Source organism: Actinoplanes rectilineatus (assembly GCF_000962825.1).
In the GTDB taxonomy this organism is placed as follows: domain Bacteria; phylum Actinomycetota; class Actinomycetes; order Mycobacteriales; family Micromonosporaceae; genus Actinoplanes; species Actinoplanes rectilineatus.
The window spans coordinates 99959-118333 of sequence record NZ_JZKF01000021.1 but is presented as its reverse complement, the minus strand read 5'-3'; the positions used below and the strand labels follow the sequence as shown (position 1 = coordinate 118333).

The window sequence follows — 18375 nt, the reverse complement described above, 5'->3', positions numbered from 1 at the left end:
TGACCCGACGGACCACGAAGGATCCCGATATGTCACAGCTTTTCAGTGCGTACCGGCTCGGCGATCTGACCCTCCCCAACCGCGTCGTGATGGCCCCGATGACCCGGGTCCGCGCCGGCGCCGGCGGCCTGGCCACCGCGTCGATGGCCGCCTACTACGCGCAGCGGTCGACCGCCGGCCTGATCGTCTCGGAGGGCGTGCAGCCGAGCCTTCTCGGACAGTCCAACCCCGGCACCCCCGGACTGCACACCGACGAGCAGACCGCGTCGTGGCGGCAGGTGACCGACGCCGTACACGTCAACGGAGGCCGGATCTTCGCCCAGCTGATGCACGGCGGCCGCGTCTCGCACCCGGACACCACCGGATTCCAGCCGGTCGGCCCGTCCGCGGTCGCGGCCACCGGGGACGTCTTCACCCCGGCCGGCCCGCAGCCGGCGCCGCTGCCCCGGGCACTGGACACCGCCGAGGTCCCGGAACAGGCCCGGTCCTACGGCGACGCCGCGCGGCGGGCGGTCGCGGCCGGCTTCGACGGGGTGGAGCTGCACGGCGCCAACGGGTACCTGATCTCGCAGTTCCTCTCCAGCAACGCCAACCTGCGGACGGACGTCTACGGGGGTTCGGTGGCGGGACGGATCCGGTTCGCGATCGAGGCGGTGGCGGCCACCGTGGACGCGGTCGGCGCGGACCGGACCGGGATCCGGCTCTCGCCCGGCGGCGGGTTCTGGGGCGTCGAGGAGAACGACGCGCCGGAGCTGTACGCCGCGCTGCTACCCGAACTGGCCCGGCTGGACATCGCGTACGTGCACGTGGAGGCGACGGCCGACGAGGAGACCCTGCTCGGTCTCCGGAAGGCGTGGCCGGGTGTGCTGATCATGAACCCGGTCTTCCCGATGGGACCGAGGCAGACCAGCCGTGTCGAGGCGGACCACTGGCTGGGGCTGGGCGCCGACCTGATCAGTTTCGGCCGGGCGTTCATTGCGAACCCGGACCTGGTCGAGCGCCTGCGGACCGGGGTGGCGCTGGCGCCGGTCGACGAGGCGACGTATTACCAGGGTGGTGACGCGGGCTATCTGACCTACCCGGCGCACCGGTACGCCGCTTGACCGACCGTGGTGCGTGGTGACTTCAGGCGCTGAGCGGGCCTGAAGTCACCACACCGGGTGGGTGCGTGGTGATTGCGGGCGCTGGGCGTGCCTGAAGTCACCACACCGGGTGGGGGTGTGGTGATTTCGGGCGTTCAGCGCGCCTGAAATCACCACACGAGTGGGGTCGAGCGTTACGGGTTGGCGCGCTCGGCGGCGGCCACGGCGTTGCGGAACAGCATGGCGACCGTGGTCGGGCCCACACCGCCGACGCGCGGGGTGATCGCGCCGGCCACGGAGGCGCAGGACTCGTCGACGTCGGGGAGCAGGCGGCGGCCCTCGTAGCGGACGCCCGCACCGATGACCGTCGCGCCGGGCTTGACGTGTTCCGGCTGGATGATGCCGGGGACGCCGACCGCGGCGATCAGGATCTCGGCCCGCTTGGTGTACCGCTCCCAGTCCTTCACCCCGGTGTGCACCACGGTGACCGCGGCATTGGCGGTCGGCCGCTTCTGCGCGAGCAGCATGGCCAGCGGGCGGCCCAGGGTGGCGCCGCGACCGAGGATGACCACCTCGCGGCCGGCGACCTCGATGTCGTGGAAGGCGAGGAGCGCCTCGATGCCGGCCGGGGTGCAGGGCAGCGGGCCGGGCAGGCCGACGGCGAGGCGTCCCATGTTGAGCGGGTGCATGCCGTCGACGTCCTTGTCGGGGTCGAGGGTCTGCAGGGCGGCGTCGTAGTCCAGGTGGGCCGGGATCGGGTACTGGATCAGGACGCCGTGCACGTCCTTGTCGTCGTTGAAGCCGGCGATCACCTTGAGCAGGTCGGCCTGGGTGACGTCGCCGCCGAGGTGCTCGTGCGGGGACGCGAAGCCGAGGTCGGCGGCCTGCTTCTGCTTGATCCGGATGTATCCGGCGCTGGCGTCGTCGTCGCCGACCAGGATGGTGGCGAGACTCGGGTGGACGCCGCGGGCCTTGAGGGCGGTGACGCGCTCACGCACGTCGGCGAGAACCGACTCGGCGACGGGGGCGCCGGGCAGAAGACGAGCGGTGGACATGGGTATCCCTCCTCAGGCGGGAGCCCAGGCGGTCGACTCCTCGTGACGAGCTCCCCGATGGTTGAACCATCCTCTGGCCGCCAGTCGCTGCTATCTCTCCAGGATGCCGGACGTCACGGGGCGGTGACCGGCCGGGGGCTGGATGTGAAGGTTGTGTGGAGGAGAGGGGGACAAGCTTTCACTCCAGTAGCACGGCGGCGGCGCACCGATAGACTCTCTGCTCATGAGCGACTCCCCCTCGACCCCGGCCGGCCTGCTGACGACCATCAACACCCCCGGTGATCTGAAGCGACTGTCCGCGGAGCAGCTGACGCTGCTCGCGGCCGAGATCCGTGACTTCCTGGTGGCGAAGGTGTCGCGGACCGGGGGTCACCTCGGTCCCAACCTGGGCGTGGTGGAGACGACCCTGGCGCTGCACCGGGTCTTCGACTCGCCGCGCGACAAGATCCTCTTCGACACCGGCCACCAGTCGTACGTGCACAAGATCCTGACCGGCCGGCAGGACGGGTTCGACCTGCTGCGCCAGCGGGGTGGCCTGACCGGCTACCCGAGCCGTGCCGAGAGCGAGCACGACCTGATCGAGAATTCGCACGCCTCCACGGCCCTCTCCTACGCGGACGGTCTGGCCAAGGCGTTCACGCTGCGCGGCGAGGACCGGCACGTGGTGGCGGTGGTCGGTGACGGCGCGCTGACCGGCGGCATGTGCTGGGAGGCCCTCAACAACATCGCGGCCACGAAGAACCGGCTGGTCATCGTGGTCAACGACAACGGCCGGTCGTACGCGCCGACCATCGGCGGCCTGGCCGACCACCTCTCCACGCTGCGCCTGAACCCGGGCTACGAGAAGGTCCTCGACCTGGTCAAGGACGCGCTGGGGCAGACGCCGGTGGTGGGCAAGCCGGTGTTCGAGGTGCTGCACGCGGTCAAGAAGGGCATCAAGGACGCGGTCAGCCCGCAGCCGATGTTCGAGGACCTGGGCCTGAAGTACATCGGTCCGGTGGACGGCCACGACCAGCAGGCGATGGAGTCCGCGCTGCGCCGGGCCAAGGGCTTCGACGCCCCGGTGATCGTGCACGCGGTGACCCGCAAGGGCTACGGCTACAGCCCCGCCGAGCAGGACGAGGCGGACCGCTGGCACAGCCCCAGCGCGTTCGACGTGGAGACCGGCAAGATGGTGGCCTCGTCCACGCTGAAGTGGACGAAGGTGTTCGCCGAGGAGCTGGTGGAGATCGCCGACGAGCGCCCGGACGTGGTCGGGATCACCGCCGCGATGGCCGAGCCGACCGGGATCGCCGCGCTGGCCAAGAAATACCCCGAGCGGACGTACGACGTGGGCATCGCCGAGCAGCACGCGGCGACGTCCGCGGCCGGCCTGGCGATGGGCGGCCTGCACCCGGTCGTGGCGGTGTACGCGACCTTCCTGAACCGGGCGTTCGACCAGGTCCTGCTGGACGTGGCGATGCACAACCTGCCGGTGACGTTCGTGCTGGACCGGGCCGGCATCACCGGTCCGGACGGCCCGAGTCACTACGGCATGTGGGACATGAGCGTCTTCGGCGTGGTGCCGGGCCTGCGGATCGCCGCGCCCCGGGACGCGGCGACGTTGCGTGAGGAGCTGCGCGAGGCGGTCGCGGTCGACGACGGCCCGACCATCGTGCGGTTCCCGACCGGCGCGGTCGCCCCGGACACCCCGGCTCTGCGCCGGGTCGGCCAGGTCGACGTGCTGCGCGAGGACGAGGGCAAGGACATCCTGCTGGTCGCGGTGGGTTCCTTCGCGGGCCTGGGGCTGGACGTCGCGGAGCGGCTCGCCGAGCAGGGGTACGGCGTGACGGTCGTCGACCCGCGCTGGGTCCGTCCGGTGCCGATCGAGCTGACCGGCCTGATCGCCCAGCACCGTCTGGTGGTGACGATCGAGGACGGTGTCCGGGCCGGCGGTGTCGGTGACGCGGTGGCGAGTGCCCTGCGGGACGCGCGTGTCGCGGTGCCGCTGCGGGACTTCGGGGTGCCGGTCGGCTTCCACCCGCACGGCACCCGGGCCGAGATCCTCACCTCGCTGGGACTGACCGCGCAGGACATCGCCCGGGACGTCACCGGTTGGGTGTCGGGTCTGGACGTCGAGGCGCCGACTGAGAAGGCGTCGATCTGACATCACGCCACTGAGCGACTTCGTTATGTAACCGTTACCTTTGATGGATGGGTGCGGACATCGCGAGCGGGCCGGTCGTCGTCATCGAACTGGGGCTGGACCGCGGCGAACCGGAGACGTACTCCCGGCCGGGGCGGCGCACCACGCCGCTCTGGCTGGGACCGGCGCTGGTCGCGCTGGCCGTCCTGTTCGGGGCGGTGGCCTCGGCGCCGCCGCCCGGCCCGCCGATCCGCGAGGTGTTCCGGGTGCCGATCGGGCCCGGCGACCCCTACGCGCTCACCGACGACGGCCGGCTGCTGCTGCAGAGTGCCGGGATGCTCACGTCGTACCGGCTGGCCGACGGCGAACCCGTCTGGCGGGTCGGCCAGAACATCCCGGTCTACCGGCTGCGGACCGGCAACGACATGCTCCTGCTGCGGCCCCGGGCCGCCAACCGCGCCGCCGAACCCGGCACCACGGCCCTCTCGCTGCGCACCGGCGCCCGGGAATGGCGGCACGACCGTGAGGTGGTCAGCTTCCCGGGCATCCCGCTGATGTTCGCGGTGGACGCGGTCCGCAGCCTCTCCAGCAGCCGCCGGGTGCAGAACACCGTCGAGGCGATCGACCCGGACGCCGGCCTGCCCCGCTGGCGGGTGGAGGTGCCGTCCACCGCGGTGCTGATCCCGGTCCCGGGCGTCTCGGACAGCCTGTCCCGGATGCTGCTGATCCGTGACGACCGGACCGCCGACCTGTACGACATGCAGTCCGGGGCGCACCTGGCCGGCCGGGCACTGCCGGCCGCCGGCTACGACCCGGAGAACCCGGTGGTGGCCGGTGGCGTGGTGCTGCTGCGACACCCCGGACCGGACGGCATGGCGGTGACCGCGTACGACCCGGTGGACATGCGGCAGATCTGGAGCAGGCCGTTCCACCGGACCCGGGCGATCCGGGTGTGCGGGGACCTGGCCTGCCTGATCGGGGTGGACGGCGTCCGGGCGGTCGAGCCGTTCACCGGGGACGAGAAGTGGTCGCAGCCGGGTTGGACCGGGGTCGAGACGTACGGCTCGCGGCTGGTCGCGTACGGGTCGCCGGGCGGGGACGACCCGATCGCGGTGGCCGACACGGCGACCGGCCGTCCGGTCGTGGACCTGGGCGGATGGCGGCCGGTCAGCGGCGATCCGGGACACGGCGAGATGCTGCTGACCCGGATGGCCGGCGACGGGACGCGTACCATGGTCGCGGTCGTGGCCCCGGGGGCCGCGCGGCCCCGCCTGGTGGCCGAGCTCCCGCAGGGGACCGGTGAGTGCCGGGCGGCGCCGAGCCGGCTGATCTGCCGGTCGATGTACGGCGAGCTCGTGGTCGGGGAGTACCTGACGACGGCGGGCGCGGGCTGATCCGCGCGTACTGATTGAGGGTTGTCGCGTGACGCTGATCGAGCTGGACCTCGACGCGACGCCCGGCCCCGCGCCGGGCCGGCAACCCCCGCCGTGGCGCTACCGCCGGACCGGTCTGCTGGTGGCGGTGGTCCTGGTGATCGCCCTGGGCGGGGCGGCACCCGCGGCCGGCATGTTCTGGCGTCTGCTCGGCGAGGTGGCCGGCGGTAACGTCGCCGAGTCGCCGGCCCAGCTGGTCGGCGGGCGGATCTACACACTCTCGGCGACCTTTCCGGACCGGGAGCTGAGCGCCTGGGACCCGGCGGACGGCCTGCGGCGGCTGTGGACCGCGCGGATCGTCGCGCCGCGGGACGCGGTCCGCGGGCTCTTCCTCTCCCGGATCACGGTGAGCGCCGCCGGTGACGTGGTGCTGGTCGGCGACCGGCTGAACACCACGGCGCTGGACGCGGCGGACGGCCACACGCGGTGGACCAGGACCAGCCCGGTCACGCCGCTGGCCGCGGGCGGCACCGGGATCGTCACCGATGTGGTGTTCCGGGCCGGCACCGAGTACGACCAGGAGTCCGGCGATCCCGGCATGCTCTATTTCTCGGCCGACGGCGCGCCGCACACCGAGCCGCCGATCCGCACCGACGTCCGCGGCGTCGACCTTGTCACCGGTCAGGTGTTGTGGACCGCGCAGGCGCCGGGTTCGGTCAACGTCGAGCCGGCCGTGGCCGGGCAGCCGTCCGTGCTGATCACCTCGGCGACCGGTCTGGAGTTGCGGGACGGGCGCAGCGGGACGGTGGTGCGGGCGGCCGCGCTGCCCAAGGTGGCCGGATCCTGGCCGAGCAACGGTGCGATCCTCGGCGACGTGGTGCTGGTCCGGTACGACCAGGCGAGCCGTCAGGTGGGCTACGACCTGCGGACCCTGGAACAGCTCTGGAGCCGCGACATCCCGGACATGCAGGCCGAGCCGGCCGACTGCGACCAGGTGCTCTGCGCCGGGGACCGGGGCGACCTGAGTGTGCTGGATCCGCGCACCGCGCGACCGGTCTGGACCGTGGTGGACGCCGTCGACCTGAGCATGCGCGCCGGTCACGTGCTGGAGACCGACGCCGAGACGGGCGCCCCGCTGCGGCTGGCGGACGCGCACACCGGCCGGATCCGGCGGGAGCTGTCCGGATGGTCCGAGGCGCTGGACGGGCCGGCGGCCGGCCCGCTGGTGCTGCGGCGGACGGCCGGGGACGGCGAGGCGGCGTTCGGGGCGGTGCCGCCGGGGCACGCCGAGGTCCGGCTGCTCGGTGCGGCCCGGGTCGGCGACGGGGACTGCCAGGCCGACGACCGCTACGTGGTGTGCCCGAACGGGCAGGATCTGCGGATCTGGGCGTACCGGTTCTGAGACCGCCGGCGGCAGAATGAGGGGGATCGCCGCCGATCGGGGGGCCCGGTGTGAGCGAGAACCGGATCGACCTCGGCGAGATGCCGCGCGGTGCCGCACGGGCCGAGACACGGGAGCCGCCGGTGCCGCGGCGCTCGCTGCTTGCCGTCGTGTCGATGCTGCTGCTCCTGACCATGTCGGCGGCGGGCGCGACGGACCGGCCGGAGCCGCCCCTGCTGCTGCCCGCGGCCCGCGGCGACACCATGACGGTCGCCGGTGACCGGCTCTTCGTGATCAGCGGGCGGGCGACCAGCCGGCGGACCGTGCAGGCGTACGCCTTGCCGTCCGGCCGCCGGTTGTTCCGCAACACGTTCGCGGTCGGCGGCGAGGTGGTGAACATCGTGGACGCCGGTGACGACCGGATGCTGGTCACCGTGCAGAACCCTCAGAGCGGCGTGTTCAGCACGATCGCGCTGCGTGGCGGGGTGCCCGAGCCGCTGTGGGAACGCCCGGCGCTGTCCCACGGGGTGTCGGTGGCCGACGGCGTCGCGGTGATCCGTCAGGAGGAGGTGGTCGGCGCCGGGCTGACCGAGTGGCACGGCGTCGACCTGGAGACCGGCGAGTCCCGCTGGACGGTGCACGAGGGCCTCGGCGACGACGTGACCCTGTCCACCTGGACCTGTGGATATCCGCAGTGGCTGTACATGATGACCCGGGACGGCCGGCTGCAGGCGCGGGACACCCGGACCGGCCGGGTGACGGCCCAGGTGGACGTGCCGGAACGCCGCAGCGGGGGTGTGGTGCTGTGGGCGGCCGGCGAACTGGTCATGATCGGTGCCGGTGACCAGGGCACCACCGGATACGACGCGAGCGCCGGGCTCGCCCCGCGGTGGCGGAGCGGCCTGAACCTGACCTGGTACAGGGGGCCGACCGGGTGCGGGGAGCTGATCTGCGCGTACCTGCCGCAACGCGGGGTCGTGGTGATCGATGCGCGGACCGGCCTGGAACGGTGGTCGTCGGACCGGTGGGAGTCGGCGGAGCCGGTGGGGGACTACCTGCTGGCCGGGGCGCCGGACACCGCCGTCCCGGCGTTGCACGTGCTCGATCCGGCCACCGGCGACGTGCTCGGTCAGGTGGGGCCGTGGCGCAGCGGTGGCCCGGGCCCGGAGCCGCGGACCGCCTGGGTGTTCCGGGCCGCCGAGGGGGAGGGCCGGATCTTCTACGGGGTCCTCGACCTGCCCCGGGCGCGGGTGCGGATGCTGGGTGCGGCGGAGGAGGCCATCGGCGACTGCCGGTTCGCCGCCGGCACGCTGGTCTGCCGCCGTTCCGACTATCGGATCGGGGTGTGGCGTTCTTAGAATGCGAGAACGGGACCGGAGGAGAATTCCGGCCCCGTTCTCATGATTCCGCGGTCGACGCCGGGAGGTAACGCCCGGCACCCCCGTCGCCGCGGAATGACCAATCAGCCGATCGTTGCCGACTAGTAGTTCCGGATGTCGATGCGGTCGTACGCGTAGGCGCTGGGCAGCCGGCCCTTGTAAGTGCCGTAGAGGCCGGTGACGGTCCTGCTGGTCGAGCCCTTGCCCTGCGCGATGATGACGCCGGTGTTCACGTCCCACACCCGCCACGGGCTGTCGCTGCCCCGGGTCGAGACGCTGATGTACAGGGTGTGTGCGCTGGTCGTGCTGATCGTTCCGGTGTTGCAGCTCCGGCCGTTGAGCGGGTTGTAGAAGGACGGCGCCGAGCAGCCGACCCCGGTCTGGGCGACCGCGGCGGAGGCCGGCGCGGTGATGCCGGCCAGGATGGCGGTGGTCGCCGCGGTGATGGCCACGGCGCGCTTGGTCGTCGGATTCATCAATTCCCCGTTTCTCGTTCCGGTGGTGACCGCGGTGACGGTAGTAGAACGTTCTTATATTTTCCAGTCGATCTATGTAATCGGACTGTAACGGGCCGTGTGACGATTCAAAATGGACACTCGGCGTCGAATTCCGTCAATTATTTGTCGCGTTCGGCAAAATTGTGACGAGTGGCTATGGGCGGCTCGGGGCATCGCGGAATCCGAAGGGGTGTCATGCCTTCGGTAGCCTGCAGCTACGTCCCTCCCGTGCCGGTCCGTGCCGGGATCGACCGGACGGCTACGGAGGTCTGCGGTGCGGGTGCTGGTGGTGGAAGACGAGCGGAACATGGCCGACGCGATCGCGCGCGGACTGCGCCGCAAGGGGATGGCGGTGGACGTCGCCTACGACGGTCTGCAAGGACACGAGATGGCGTTCGTCACGCGGTACGACGTCCTCGTCCTCGACCGCGACCTGCCCGGCATGCACGGCGACGAGATCTGTGCTGACCTGGTCGCCTCCGGCACCCTGACCCGGGTGCTGATGCTCACCGCCAGCGGCACGGTGGCCGACCGGGTCGAGGGCCTCGAGCTCGGTGCCGACGACTACCTGGCCAAGCCGTTCGCCTTCGAGGAACTGGTGGCCCGGGTGCAGGCGCTCGGCAGACGGGCCACCCCCGCGGCGCCGCCGGTGCTCGTCGTCGGCACCCTGGTGCTGGACCAGACCCGCCGGGTGGTCACCCGCGGAGGCGCGCCGGTCGAGCTCACCAACAAGGAGTTCGGCGTCCTGGAGGAACTGCTCAAGGCCCGCGGCGGCGTGGTCTCCGCGGAGGAGCTGCTGGAACGGGTCTGGGACGCCAACACCGACCCGTTCACCACGACCGTCCGGGTGACCATCAACACCCTGCGCAAGAAGATCGGCGACCCGCCGCTGATCGAGACCGTGGTCGGCGCCGGTTACCGGGTCCCCGAACCGGTCGTGGCGTCGTGACGGTCTACCCCGGCCGGAAGACCCTCTGGCAGATCTGGACGCGGCCCACCCTGCGACTGCGGCTGACCCTGCTCAACGGCATCCTGCTGATCGGCGCCGGCGCGGTCCTGGTGGTGCTCGCCTGGCTGCTGGTCAGCGAATCGCTGCACCCGGTCGACGAACTGCTCGCCGGTTCCACCGTGTCCCTCGCCGACGGCACCACCCGGGACGCGCTCGACTGGCAGGCCGACATGGAGGCGCAGTCCTCCCAGGAGCTGCTGGTCAAGGGACTCAGCGCGCTGGTCGGCATCGGCGTCCTCGGGATCGCCTGCGCGTACGTGGTGGCCGGCCGGGCGCTGCGCCCGCTGCAGGCGGTCACCCAGGCCGCCCAGCGGCTCGGTGAGGAGACGCTCGACCAGCGGATCCGGTACTCCGGGGCGGACGACGAGGTGGCCGAGCTGGCCCGAACCTTCGACGCGATGCTCGACCGGCTGACGGCGGCGTTCGAGTCGCAGAAACGGTTCGTCGCCAACGCGTCGCACGAGCTCCGGACCCCGCTGGCGGTGATGCGCACCGAGATCGACGTCACGCTCAGCGACGACGAGGCGGACGTGGCGGAGTACCGCCGGATGGCGAAGGTGGTGCGCAACGCCTCCGAACGGGCCAACGGGCTGGTCGACGCGCTGCTCGTGCTCGCCCGGTCGGAGGCGCAGTCCGGCCGCCGGCTGGTCCGCAAGGTGCCGGCGGACCTGGCGACCAGCGTCTACAACGCGCTGTCCGCGGTGAAGGCGGAGGCCGGCCGGTTGAAACTGGACATCACCACCGACCTGGAGGCGGCGCCGGTGGTCGGCGACCCGAGCCTGCTCGACCGGCTGGCCGGCAACCTGATCGAGAACGCGATCCGGTACAACCACCTGCTGGGCCGCCTGTGGGTACGCACCGAGTCGTCGGACGGCCAGGTCCGGCTGATCGTCGGCAACACCGGATACGAGGTGGAGCCGGCCGACGTGCCGGGGCTGTTCGAGCCGTTCCGGCGGGGCGGCTGGGAGCGTACCGGCTCGCGGGGGTCCGGGCTGGGCCTGTCGATCGTCCGGGCGGTCTGCGACGCGCACGGCGGGACCGTCTCCGCGGTGGCGCAGGAGGGCGGTGGCCTGGAGGTCACGGTCGTCCTGCCGGGTGCGTCGGCCACCCCGGTCGTCTCCGCCACCGCGAGCGTCCCCAAGGTCAAGGCCTGAGACGGGACCGGGCCGGCACGCTCAGCGCGCCGGCCCGGAACGTACGAGCAAGAAGGGGTCAGCTCTTCTTCTCGATCTGCGCCCGCAGCTTCGGGAACTCGGCCTTCACCTTGGCGGCCTTCTTGAAATACCACATCACCATGCCGATGCTGCCCTCGTCGGCCCAGCTGCAGACCGCCACGTCGATGCCGGACGCGTCCGCGGTGCCGCACTGCGCCGCGCCACCGAGGTCACCGGTGCTCGCGTCGCCGAGGTCGTTCACCTTGAGGCCGCCCAGACCGATGCCGGCGAAGGTCTGCGACAGGGCGAGGTCGGGGTCCGGGATCGGCGCCTCGACGGCGATCGCGATCACGATGTTCTGCTTCTCCACGTCGCCGTAGAACGCGCCGAACGAGGTGCCCGCACCCGGGTAGCCGGTGGCCAGGCCGGACTCCATCTGCTCGGTGATGCCGGCGAACTGGCCGTCGGTCAGTTTCTCCCGGCCGCCGAGCGTCTTCGGCTCGGTGATGGTGACCGACGAGGTGTTCTCGGTCTCGGTCGCCTCCGGCAGGCCGGGCGCCGCCGAGGCGGTCGGCAGGGCGTCGAACGCCTCCTTGGCGTCCTCGACGGTGTTCTTGCCGATCAGGACCACGCTGGCGATGCCGCCGATGCACAGCACCAGGAAGATGGCGACCGAGGTCAGCACGATCGGCAGGACCTTGGACTTCTTCTGCGGCGGGCCCGGCGGGTAACCCGGCGGCACGCCGAAACCGGGCTGGCCGGGCTGGCCGGGAGCCGGGTATCCGGGCTGCTGGGCGTAACCGGGCTGGTCGGCGCCGGGCGGCGGGTAACCCGGCTGGCCGTAGCCGGGCTGACCGGGCTGGCCGGAGACCGGGTGACCCGGCGGCGGGGGATAACCGGGCTGACCCGAGACGGGCTGACCCGAGACGGGCTGACCGGAGGCAGGCGGGCCGAACTCGGGCCGGCCCGGCGCCGGCCACCCGGGCGGCGGGCCCGGTTGCGGCGGCACCGAGGTCGGGTAGTCGGGGTTGGGCGGGCCGAACGGCGGCTGCGACATCAAAGCTCCATGATCTGTACTCGTCGTCCGGGGAGCCTAGCCGCAGGGTGCGACACCCGCCGTCCGCTTTTCCGGCACCTAGACTCCGGCATCCGGACAACGGAAAGCCCCGCGCCGGACGACGCGGGGCTTTCCGGGGTAAAACGCCTCGATCAGGCGGGTACGCCGGCCACACCCTGTGGCAGGAATCGCTTACCTGTCACCCGTTCGGCGGTCCCACTCCGGTCCAGGTAGGGCGTCACACCACCGAGGTGGAACGGCCAGCCGGCCCCGAGCACCATGCACAGGTCGATGTCCTGCGCCTCGGCGACCACACCCTCGTCGAGCATGATCCGGATCTCCTCGGCCAGGGCGGCGAGGGTGTTCTCGCGTACCTCGTCGGCGGTGGACGGCGCGGAACCGCCCTCCACCAGCGCGAGCACCTCGGGGTTGAGTTCGTCGTCGACGAGCAGCGGCAGACCCGCGTCCACGATCCGCTTGAGGTTGGGGCTGTCGGTGAACCGGTCCGGGAAGGCCGCGTGCAGCGTCTCGCCCACGTGGTACGCCACCGCGGGCCCGACCAGCTGCAGCAGCGCGATCGGGCGCATCGGCAGGCCCAGCGGGTCGAACGCCTCGTTCACCACCGACAGCGGCGTGCCAGCGTCGACGGCCCGGAAGACCTCGTTGGTGAACCGGGTGAGCACCCGGTTCACCACGAACGCCGGGGCGTCCTTGACCAGCACCGACGACTTGCGCAGCTGCTTGCCGACGGCGAACGCGGTGGAGAGGGTGGCGTCGTCGGTCTTCTCGCCCTTGATGATCTCCAGCAGGGGCAGGACGGCGACCGGGTTGAAGAAGTGGAAGCCGACCAGCCGCTCCGGGTGCTCCAGGTCGGCCGCCATCGCGGTGACCGAGAGCGAGCTGGTGTTGGTGGCGAGGACCGCCTCCGGCGTGACGATCTTCTCCAGCTCGGCCCAGATCTGCTTCTTGAGATCGAGGTTCTCGAAGACCGCCTCGATCACGAAGTCGGCGTCGGCGAAGACCGCCTTGTCCACCGAGCCGCTGACCAGGCCGCGCAGCTTGGCCGCGGTGCCCTCGTCCATCCGGTGCTTGCCGACCAGCTTGTCGATCTGAGCGTGGACGTAGCCGACGCCCTTGTCCACCCGCGACTGGTCCAGGTCGGTGAGCACCACCGGCACCTGCAGGCGGCGCAGGAAGAGCAGGGCGAGCTGGGAGGCCATCAGGCCGGCGCCGATGATGCCGACCTTGGTGACCTTGCGGGCCAGTCCGGCGTCCGGCACCCCGACCGGGCGCTTGGCGCGACGCTGGACCAGGTCGAACGCGTACAGGCTGGACCGGGACTCGTCGCCCATGATCAGGTCGGCGAGCACCTGGGTCTCGGCGGCGGTGCCGTCGGCGAAGGACGCCTCCCTGGCCAGTGCGAGCAGCTCGAGCGCCTTGTTCGCGGACGGGACCGCGCCGTGCAGCTTCTCGTCGAGCTGCTGCTTGGCGAAGTACAGCACGCCGTCCCACATGTCCTTGTCGACCTCGGGGCGGATCACCTCGACCTCGCCCCGGACGACACCGGCAGCCCACGCGAGCGAACTCTCCAGGAAGTCGGCCGGCTCGAACAGCACGTCCGCGACACCCAGCTCGGCGGCCTGCTTCGGCCGTAGCGTCTTCTGGGTGAGCGGGTTCTGCAGGATCACCTGGGCCGCACCCGGGATGCCGATCAGGTTGGGCAGCAGCTGACTCCCGCCCCAGCCGGGCACCAGGCCGATGGCGACCTCGGGCAGGCCGAGCGCCGCCGCCCCGCCGGAGACCGTGCGGTAGTGGCAGTGCAGGGCGACCTCGAGGCCACCGCCGAGCGCCGCGCCGTTGATGAAGGCGAAGGTCGGGATCGCACTGTCCTTCAGCCGGGCGAACACCCGGTGGCCGAGCTCGCCGAGCTCGACGGCCTGGGCGCGGTCCTGCAGGAACGGGATGCCGGTGATGTCCGCGCCGACACAGAAGATGTACGGCTTACCGGTGACGGCGATGAAGGCGGGCGCCGCCGCGGTGGCCGTGGTGATCGCCTCGTCGAGCGAGGTCAGCCCGGCCGGGCCGAAACTGTTCGGCTTCTTGTGGTCGAAACCGTTGTCCAGGGTGATCAGCGCGGCCTGCTTGTCCAGCCCCGGCACGCTGACCAGACGGACGATGGCCCTGGTCACTACCTCTTTGGGGTGAGAGATCACTTCGCCGCGCCTTCCCAGTTCGGGTTCTCCCAGATCACGGTGCCGCCCATGCCGATGCCGATGCACATGGCGGTGAGGCCGTACCGCACCTCGGGGTGCTCGGCGAAGTGCCGGGCGAGCTGGGTCATCAGGCGCACGCCGGAGGACGCCAGCGGGTGACCGATGGCGATCGCACCGCCCCACGGGTTGACCCGCGGGTCGTCGTCGGCGATGCCGTAGTGGTCGAGGAAGGCGAGGACCTGGACCGCGAACGCCTCGTTCAGCTCGAACAGGCCGATGTCGTCGATGGTCAGGCCGGCCTTGGCCAGGGCCTTCTCGGTCGACGGGATCGGGCCGTACCCCATGATCTCCGGTTCGACGCCGACGTAGCCGAAGGACACCAGCCGCATCGCCACCGGCAGGCCCAGCTCGCGGGCGGTCGCCTCGTCGGCCAGGATCGCCGCGGTCGCGCCGTCGTTGAGACCGGCCGCGTTGCCCGCGGTGATCCGGCCGTGCGGGCGGAACGGGGTCTTCAGCGTGGCGAGCTTCTCCAGCGAGGTCTCGCGGGGCGCCTCGTCCACGGTGGCCAGGCCCCAGCCCTGCTCGGCGCTGCGCAACGCCACCGGGACCAGGTCGGGCTGGAGCTTGCCGTTCGCATAGGCCTTCGCGGTCTTGATCTGCGAGTTCAGGCCGTAGGCGTCGGTGCGCTCCTTGGTGATGTGCGGGAGCCGGTCGTGCAGGTTCTCCGCGGTCGCGCCCATCACCAGGGCGGACGGGTCGACCAGTTTCTCCGCCAGGATCCGCGGGTTGGGGTCGGCGCCCTCACCCATCGGGTGCCGGCCCATGTGCTCGACGCCGCCCGCGAACGCGATGTCGTATGCCCCCATGGCGATGCCGCCGGCGACGTTGGTGACCGCGGTCATCGCACCCGCGCACATCCGGTCGACGGCGTAGCCCGGGACGGTCTTCGGCAGGCCCGACAGCAGGGCCGCGGTGCGGCCGATGGTCAGGCCCTGGTCACCGGTCTGGGTGGTGGCCGCGATGGCGACCTCGTCCACCCGGTCCAGCGGGAGCTGGGGGTTCCGCTTGATCAGCTCTCGGATGCATCGGATCACCAGGTCGTCGGCGCGGGTCTCGGCATACATGCCGCCGGCCTTGCCGAACGGGGTGCGGACGCCGTCGACGAAGACGACCTCGCGTACTTCACGGGGCACAGCAAGCCTCCTTGCGGGCGTGAACCCAAATGTGTCGGCAATGCTACTCGCCGGTAACTAGAGGGTGCCATCCCCTTGAGAATCAACATCGAGATCAGGATGTCGTAGCGGGGTGGTGGGTGCGGACCGTCGCTCCCGCCGAGGGCCCCGAAGAACTTCACTGGCCGCTGACGCGTCCAAAACGTGAAGCCCTCCGAGGCGACCTGCGTGAGTGGTGGCGCTCAACCCCGCAAAACCCGGTCGGTCAGGTGGCGGACGGGTCGGGGAGGACCTCGGCGATGCGGTCGGCGATCAGGCCGACCTGCCAGTTACGGGCGCCGAAACCGCGCAGCGTGTCACCGACCGTCTGCGGGGACACCTCGTCCGGCGGCGACCAGGCCAGCCGCCGGATGAAGTCCGGGCTGATCAGGTTCTCCGGGGGCAGGTTGTGCTTCTCGGCGGTGCCCACCACGACCTGCCGGCACCGGGCCAGCCGGGCCGCGGCCACCGGGTCACGCTCGGCCCAGCGATGCGGCGGGGGCGGACCGTCCACCGGCTGGTTCACCGGCAGCGCGTCGTCCGGCAGGGCACGGGCCTGATCCAGCGCGTCCAGCCAGATCTTGGCGAGACGGCGGACCGAGCGTCCCCCGAAGCCGGCGATGGCGAGCAGGGTGCGCTCCTCCTTCGGATCCGACTCGGCGGCGGCGACGATCGCGGTGTCGGGCAGGACCCGGCCGGGGGCGGTGTCCCGGCGGGCGGCGACACCGTCCCGGGCGTACCAGAGGGCGCGGACCCGGGACTGGGCGCGGGCGCCGCGGACCCGGTGGATGCCGGAGGTGCGGCGCCACGGGTCGGGGCGGACCCGGGGCGGCCGGTCCGCGGAGGCCACCAGCGCCTCGAACTCCTCGGCGGCCCACGCGGTCTTGCCCTGCCGCTCCAACTCGGCGGCCAGCAGGTCACGCAGGTCGGTCAGCAGCTCGACGTCCAGGGCGGCGTACGTCAGCCAGGACTCCGGCAGCGGCCGGGTCGACCAGTCCGCCGCCGAATGGTGTTTCTCCAGCGAGTAGCCGAGCAGCTGCTCGGTGAGCGCGGCCAGGCCGACCCGCTCGAACCCGGCCAGCCGCGCGGCCAGCTCGGTGTCGAACAGCCGGCGCGGGCGCATGCCGATCTCGGCGAGACAGGGCAGGTCCTGGCTCGCGGCGTGCAGCACCCACTCGGTGTCGGCCAGGGCCTCGTCCAGGGTGTGCAGGTCGTCCAGCGGCAGCGGGTCCAGCAGGACGGTCCCGGCGCCGGCGCGGCGCAGCTGTACGAGGTAGGCCCGCTGGGTGTAGCGGTAGCCGGAGGCCCGTTCGGCGTCCACGGCCACCGGGCCGGTGCCCGCGGCCATACGCGCGACGACCTCGGCCAATGCGGCCGCGGTCTCCACGGGTCTCGGGGTCCCCTCACGGGGTGCGGTCAACGGTGTTGCGGATGGCTCTTGCTCGGAACCGCCAGAACTCGGGCCGGGCGGCACTTCGTGCGGTCCGTCCCCTGCTGTGTCCGGCGAGTCCCGACGGCGCAGGGGTGCTTCGTCGGTCACTCCGTAACCCTACGGGGGACGGTGGCCCTGTCGTGCGCAGCCGGGGTCCGGCGCGTCGATTCCCGATCTTCGTCATCCGATCTTCGCCCGGAACTCATCCGTTGGGCGTTCCGGTGCGTATCACCTGTCGGCAGCACCGAGACCACGGGAAGGCCGCGCCAGTGACCTCTTTCGAGCCCTTCACGCCCGCTTCCGGCGACGACCCCCGCCGGAGGCGCGAGGAGAGCTGGGCCCGGCCGAACGACGACTGGCGCACTGATCTCTCCTGGGAGCAGCAGCAGCCCTCCTGGGCGCAGCCGTCCCAGCAGCAGCCGCAACAACCGCAGCAGCACTGGGCGCCGCAGGACCCGTGGTCCCAGCAGGATTCCTGGACGCAGCCGTCCCAGCAACAGCCCCAGTACGCGCAGCCGCAGCCCGACCCCTGGGCCCAGTACCAGCAGGCACAGCAGCCGCAACACCCCCAGCAGCCGCAGTGGAGCACGGCTCCGGAGCCGGCGTACGCGCCGGGGCCCGCGCCCCGGGCCCGCCGTGGTTTCCCGGTCAAGACGCTCGGCATGGTGCTGGTCGGCGCGTTGATCGTGGTCTCGGCGTGGCAGGCCTTCCGGGTGGAGACCCTGATCAAGAGCAGCTCGGACCTGACCGAGGCGGTCGCGAGCGGCAGCGCCGGACTGGACCAGCAGCCCGCCGCGGCCTTCGACCCGGAGGGTGTCTCCGAGGCCGTGCTGCCCAGCGTCTTCCGGGTCCGGGCCGGTGACTTCACCGGGACCGCGTTCGCGGTCGGCACCACCAACGGCGGCGCTACCAGCCTCTTCACCAACTATCACGTGGTCGAGGAGGTCTTCGAGGACGGCGACCGGGACGTACAGCTGGAGCGGGGTGACCGGCAGATCGCGGCGACCATCGTCAAGGTCGCCCCGGACCGGGACCTGGCCCTGCTGCGGACCAGCACCGAGATCGAGCCGCTCGACGTGGAGTTCACCGCGGTCAAGGCCGGTCAGCCGGTGCTCGCCGTCGGCGCGCCGCTCGGCCTGGACGACTCGGTCACCTCCGGCGTGATCAGCGCGCTGCGCGACGACGACTCGGCCGGCCCGGCCATCCAGTTCGACGCGCCGATCAACCCGGGCAACTCCGGCGGCCCGGTGGTCAACGCGAACAAGAAGGTCGTCGGGATCGCCACCGCGAAGGCCCGCGACGCCGAGGGCATCGGCCTGGCCATCCGGATCGAGCTGGCCTGCACCGAGATGGGTGCTTGCGGCGAGGGCTGACCCCCACTCCCCAACCGCGTGTGTTGACTTTCGG

General features: G+C 71.8%; 14 protein-coding genes and 1 riboswitch. Of the genes, 8 read left to right on the top strand and 6 right to left on the bottom strand.

The window, feature by feature from the left end:
- Positions 1 to 29: 29 nt before the first annotated feature.
- Entirely contained in the window at positions 30 to 1103 is a 1074-nt protein-coding gene (locus WH85_RS18235) for an alkene reductase (protein ID WP_045743088.1), read from the top strand.
- 173 nt (positions 1104 to 1276) lie between these two features.
- Here the strand turns inward: WH85_RS18235 and WH85_RS18230 are convergent, their stop codons facing one another.
- Entirely contained in the window at positions 1277 to 2137 is an 861-nt protein-coding gene (locus tag WH85_RS18230) for a bifunctional 5,10-methylenetetrahydrofolate dehydrogenase/5,10-methenyltetrahydrofolate cyclohydrolase (RefSeq protein WP_045743087.1), read from the bottom strand.
- Positions 2138 to 2152: 15 nt separating this feature from the next.
- Positions 2153 to 2235: riboswitch (ZMP/ZTP riboswitch) on the bottom strand.
- 125 nt (positions 2236 to 2360) lie between these two features.
- On the opposite strand from WH85_RS18230, the gene dxs reads away from it, so the two are divergent.
- The 4 genes from dxs to WH85_RS18210 are packed head-to-tail and all read left to right on the top strand — an operon-like array spanning position 2361 to position 8374.
- Positions 2361 to 4283, top strand: a complete 1923-nt coding sequence (gene dxs / locus WH85_RS18225; protein WP_045743086.1) for a 1-deoxy-D-xylulose-5-phosphate synthase — start codon at positions 2361 to 2363, stop codon at positions 4281 to 4283.
- 47 nt (positions 4284 to 4330) lie between these two features.
- Complete coding sequence (locus WH85_RS18220; RefSeq protein WP_045743085.1) at positions 4331 to 5656, top strand: outer membrane protein assembly factor BamB family protein; 1326 nt, start codon at positions 4331 to 4333, stop codon at positions 5654 to 5656.
- 28 nt (positions 5657 to 5684) lie between these two features.
- The gene (locus WH85_RS18215) at positions 5685 to 7037 is read left to right on the top strand and encodes an outer membrane protein assembly factor BamB family protein (protein WP_045743084.1); all 1353 of its coding nucleotides are present in this window, start codon (positions 5685 to 5687) and stop codon (positions 7035 to 7037) included.
- A 50-nt stretch (positions 7038 to 7087) separates the two neighbouring features.
- Complete coding sequence (locus WH85_RS18210) at positions 7088 to 8374, top strand: outer membrane protein assembly factor BamB family protein (protein WP_045743083.1); 1287 nt, start codon at positions 7088 to 7090, stop codon at positions 8372 to 8374.
- Positions 8375 to 8496: 122 nt separating this feature from the next.
- On the opposite strand, the gene WH85_RS18205 is transcribed toward WH85_RS18210, so the two are convergent.
- Positions 8497 to 8871 carry a hypothetical protein gene (locus tag WH85_RS18205; RefSeq protein ID WP_045743082.1) on the bottom strand — a complete coding sequence of 125 codons (375 nt, stop codon included), beginning with the start codon at positions 8869 to 8871 and terminating at the stop codon, positions 8497 to 8499.
- A gap of 295 nt (positions 8872 to 9166) precedes the next feature.
- Between WH85_RS18205 and WH85_RS18200 the strand changes: the two genes are divergently transcribed.
- Both WH85_RS18200 and WH85_RS18195 read left to right on the top strand, forming a co-directional pair.
- Positions 9167 to 9841, top strand: a complete 675-nt coding sequence (locus tag WH85_RS18200; protein WP_045743081.1) for a response regulator transcription factor — start codon at positions 9167 to 9169, stop codon at positions 9839 to 9841.
- Positions 9838 to 11055 (top strand): sensor histidine kinase, encoded by a 1218-nt coding sequence (locus tag WH85_RS18195; protein ID WP_083449077.1) that lies wholly within the window; start codon positions 9838 to 9840, stop codon positions 11053 to 11055. The genes WH85_RS18200 and WH85_RS18195 overlap by 4 nt, the downstream gene beginning before the upstream one ends.
- 58 nt (positions 11056 to 11113) lie before the next feature.
- Here WH85_RS18195 and WH85_RS18190 read toward each other — a convergent pair whose 3' ends face one another.
- The 4 genes from WH85_RS18190 to WH85_RS18175 all read right to left on the bottom strand — a co-directional run bounded on the left by WH85_RS18190 (position 11114) and on the right by WH85_RS18175 (position 17076).
- Complete coding sequence (locus WH85_RS18190) at positions 11114 to 12112, bottom strand: hypothetical protein (RefSeq protein ID WP_045743080.1); 999 nt, start codon at positions 12110 to 12112, stop codon at positions 11114 to 11116.
- A gap of 152 nt (positions 12113 to 12264) precedes the next feature.
- The gene (locus WH85_RS18185) at positions 12265 to 14325 is read right to left on the bottom strand and encodes a 3-hydroxyacyl-CoA dehydrogenase NAD-binding domain-containing protein (protein ID WP_045743079.1); all 2061 of its coding nucleotides are present in this window, start codon (positions 14323 to 14325) and stop codon (positions 12265 to 12267) included.
- Positions 14322 to 15518, bottom strand: coding sequence for a thiolase family protein (locus WH85_RS18180; protein ID WP_045743078.1), 1197 nt, complete (start codon positions 15516 to 15518; stop codon positions 14322 to 14324). The genes WH85_RS18185 and WH85_RS18180 overlap by 4 nt, the downstream gene beginning before the upstream one ends.
- A 244-nt stretch (positions 15519 to 15762) precedes the next feature.
- Positions 15763 to 17076 carry an HRDC domain-containing protein gene (locus tag WH85_RS18175; protein ID WP_083449076.1) on the bottom strand — a complete coding sequence of 438 codons (1314 nt, stop codon included), beginning with the start codon at positions 17074 to 17076 and terminating at the stop codon, positions 15763 to 15765.
- A 161-nt stretch (positions 17077 to 17237) separates the two neighbouring features.
- On the opposite strand from WH85_RS18175, the gene WH85_RS18170 reads away from it, so the two are divergent.
- Positions 17238 to 18341, top strand: a complete 1104-nt coding sequence (locus WH85_RS18170; RefSeq protein WP_045743076.1) for a S1C family serine protease — start codon at positions 17238 to 17240, stop codon at positions 18339 to 18341.
- The last annotated feature ends 34 nt before the right edge of the window (positions 18342 to 18375 follow it).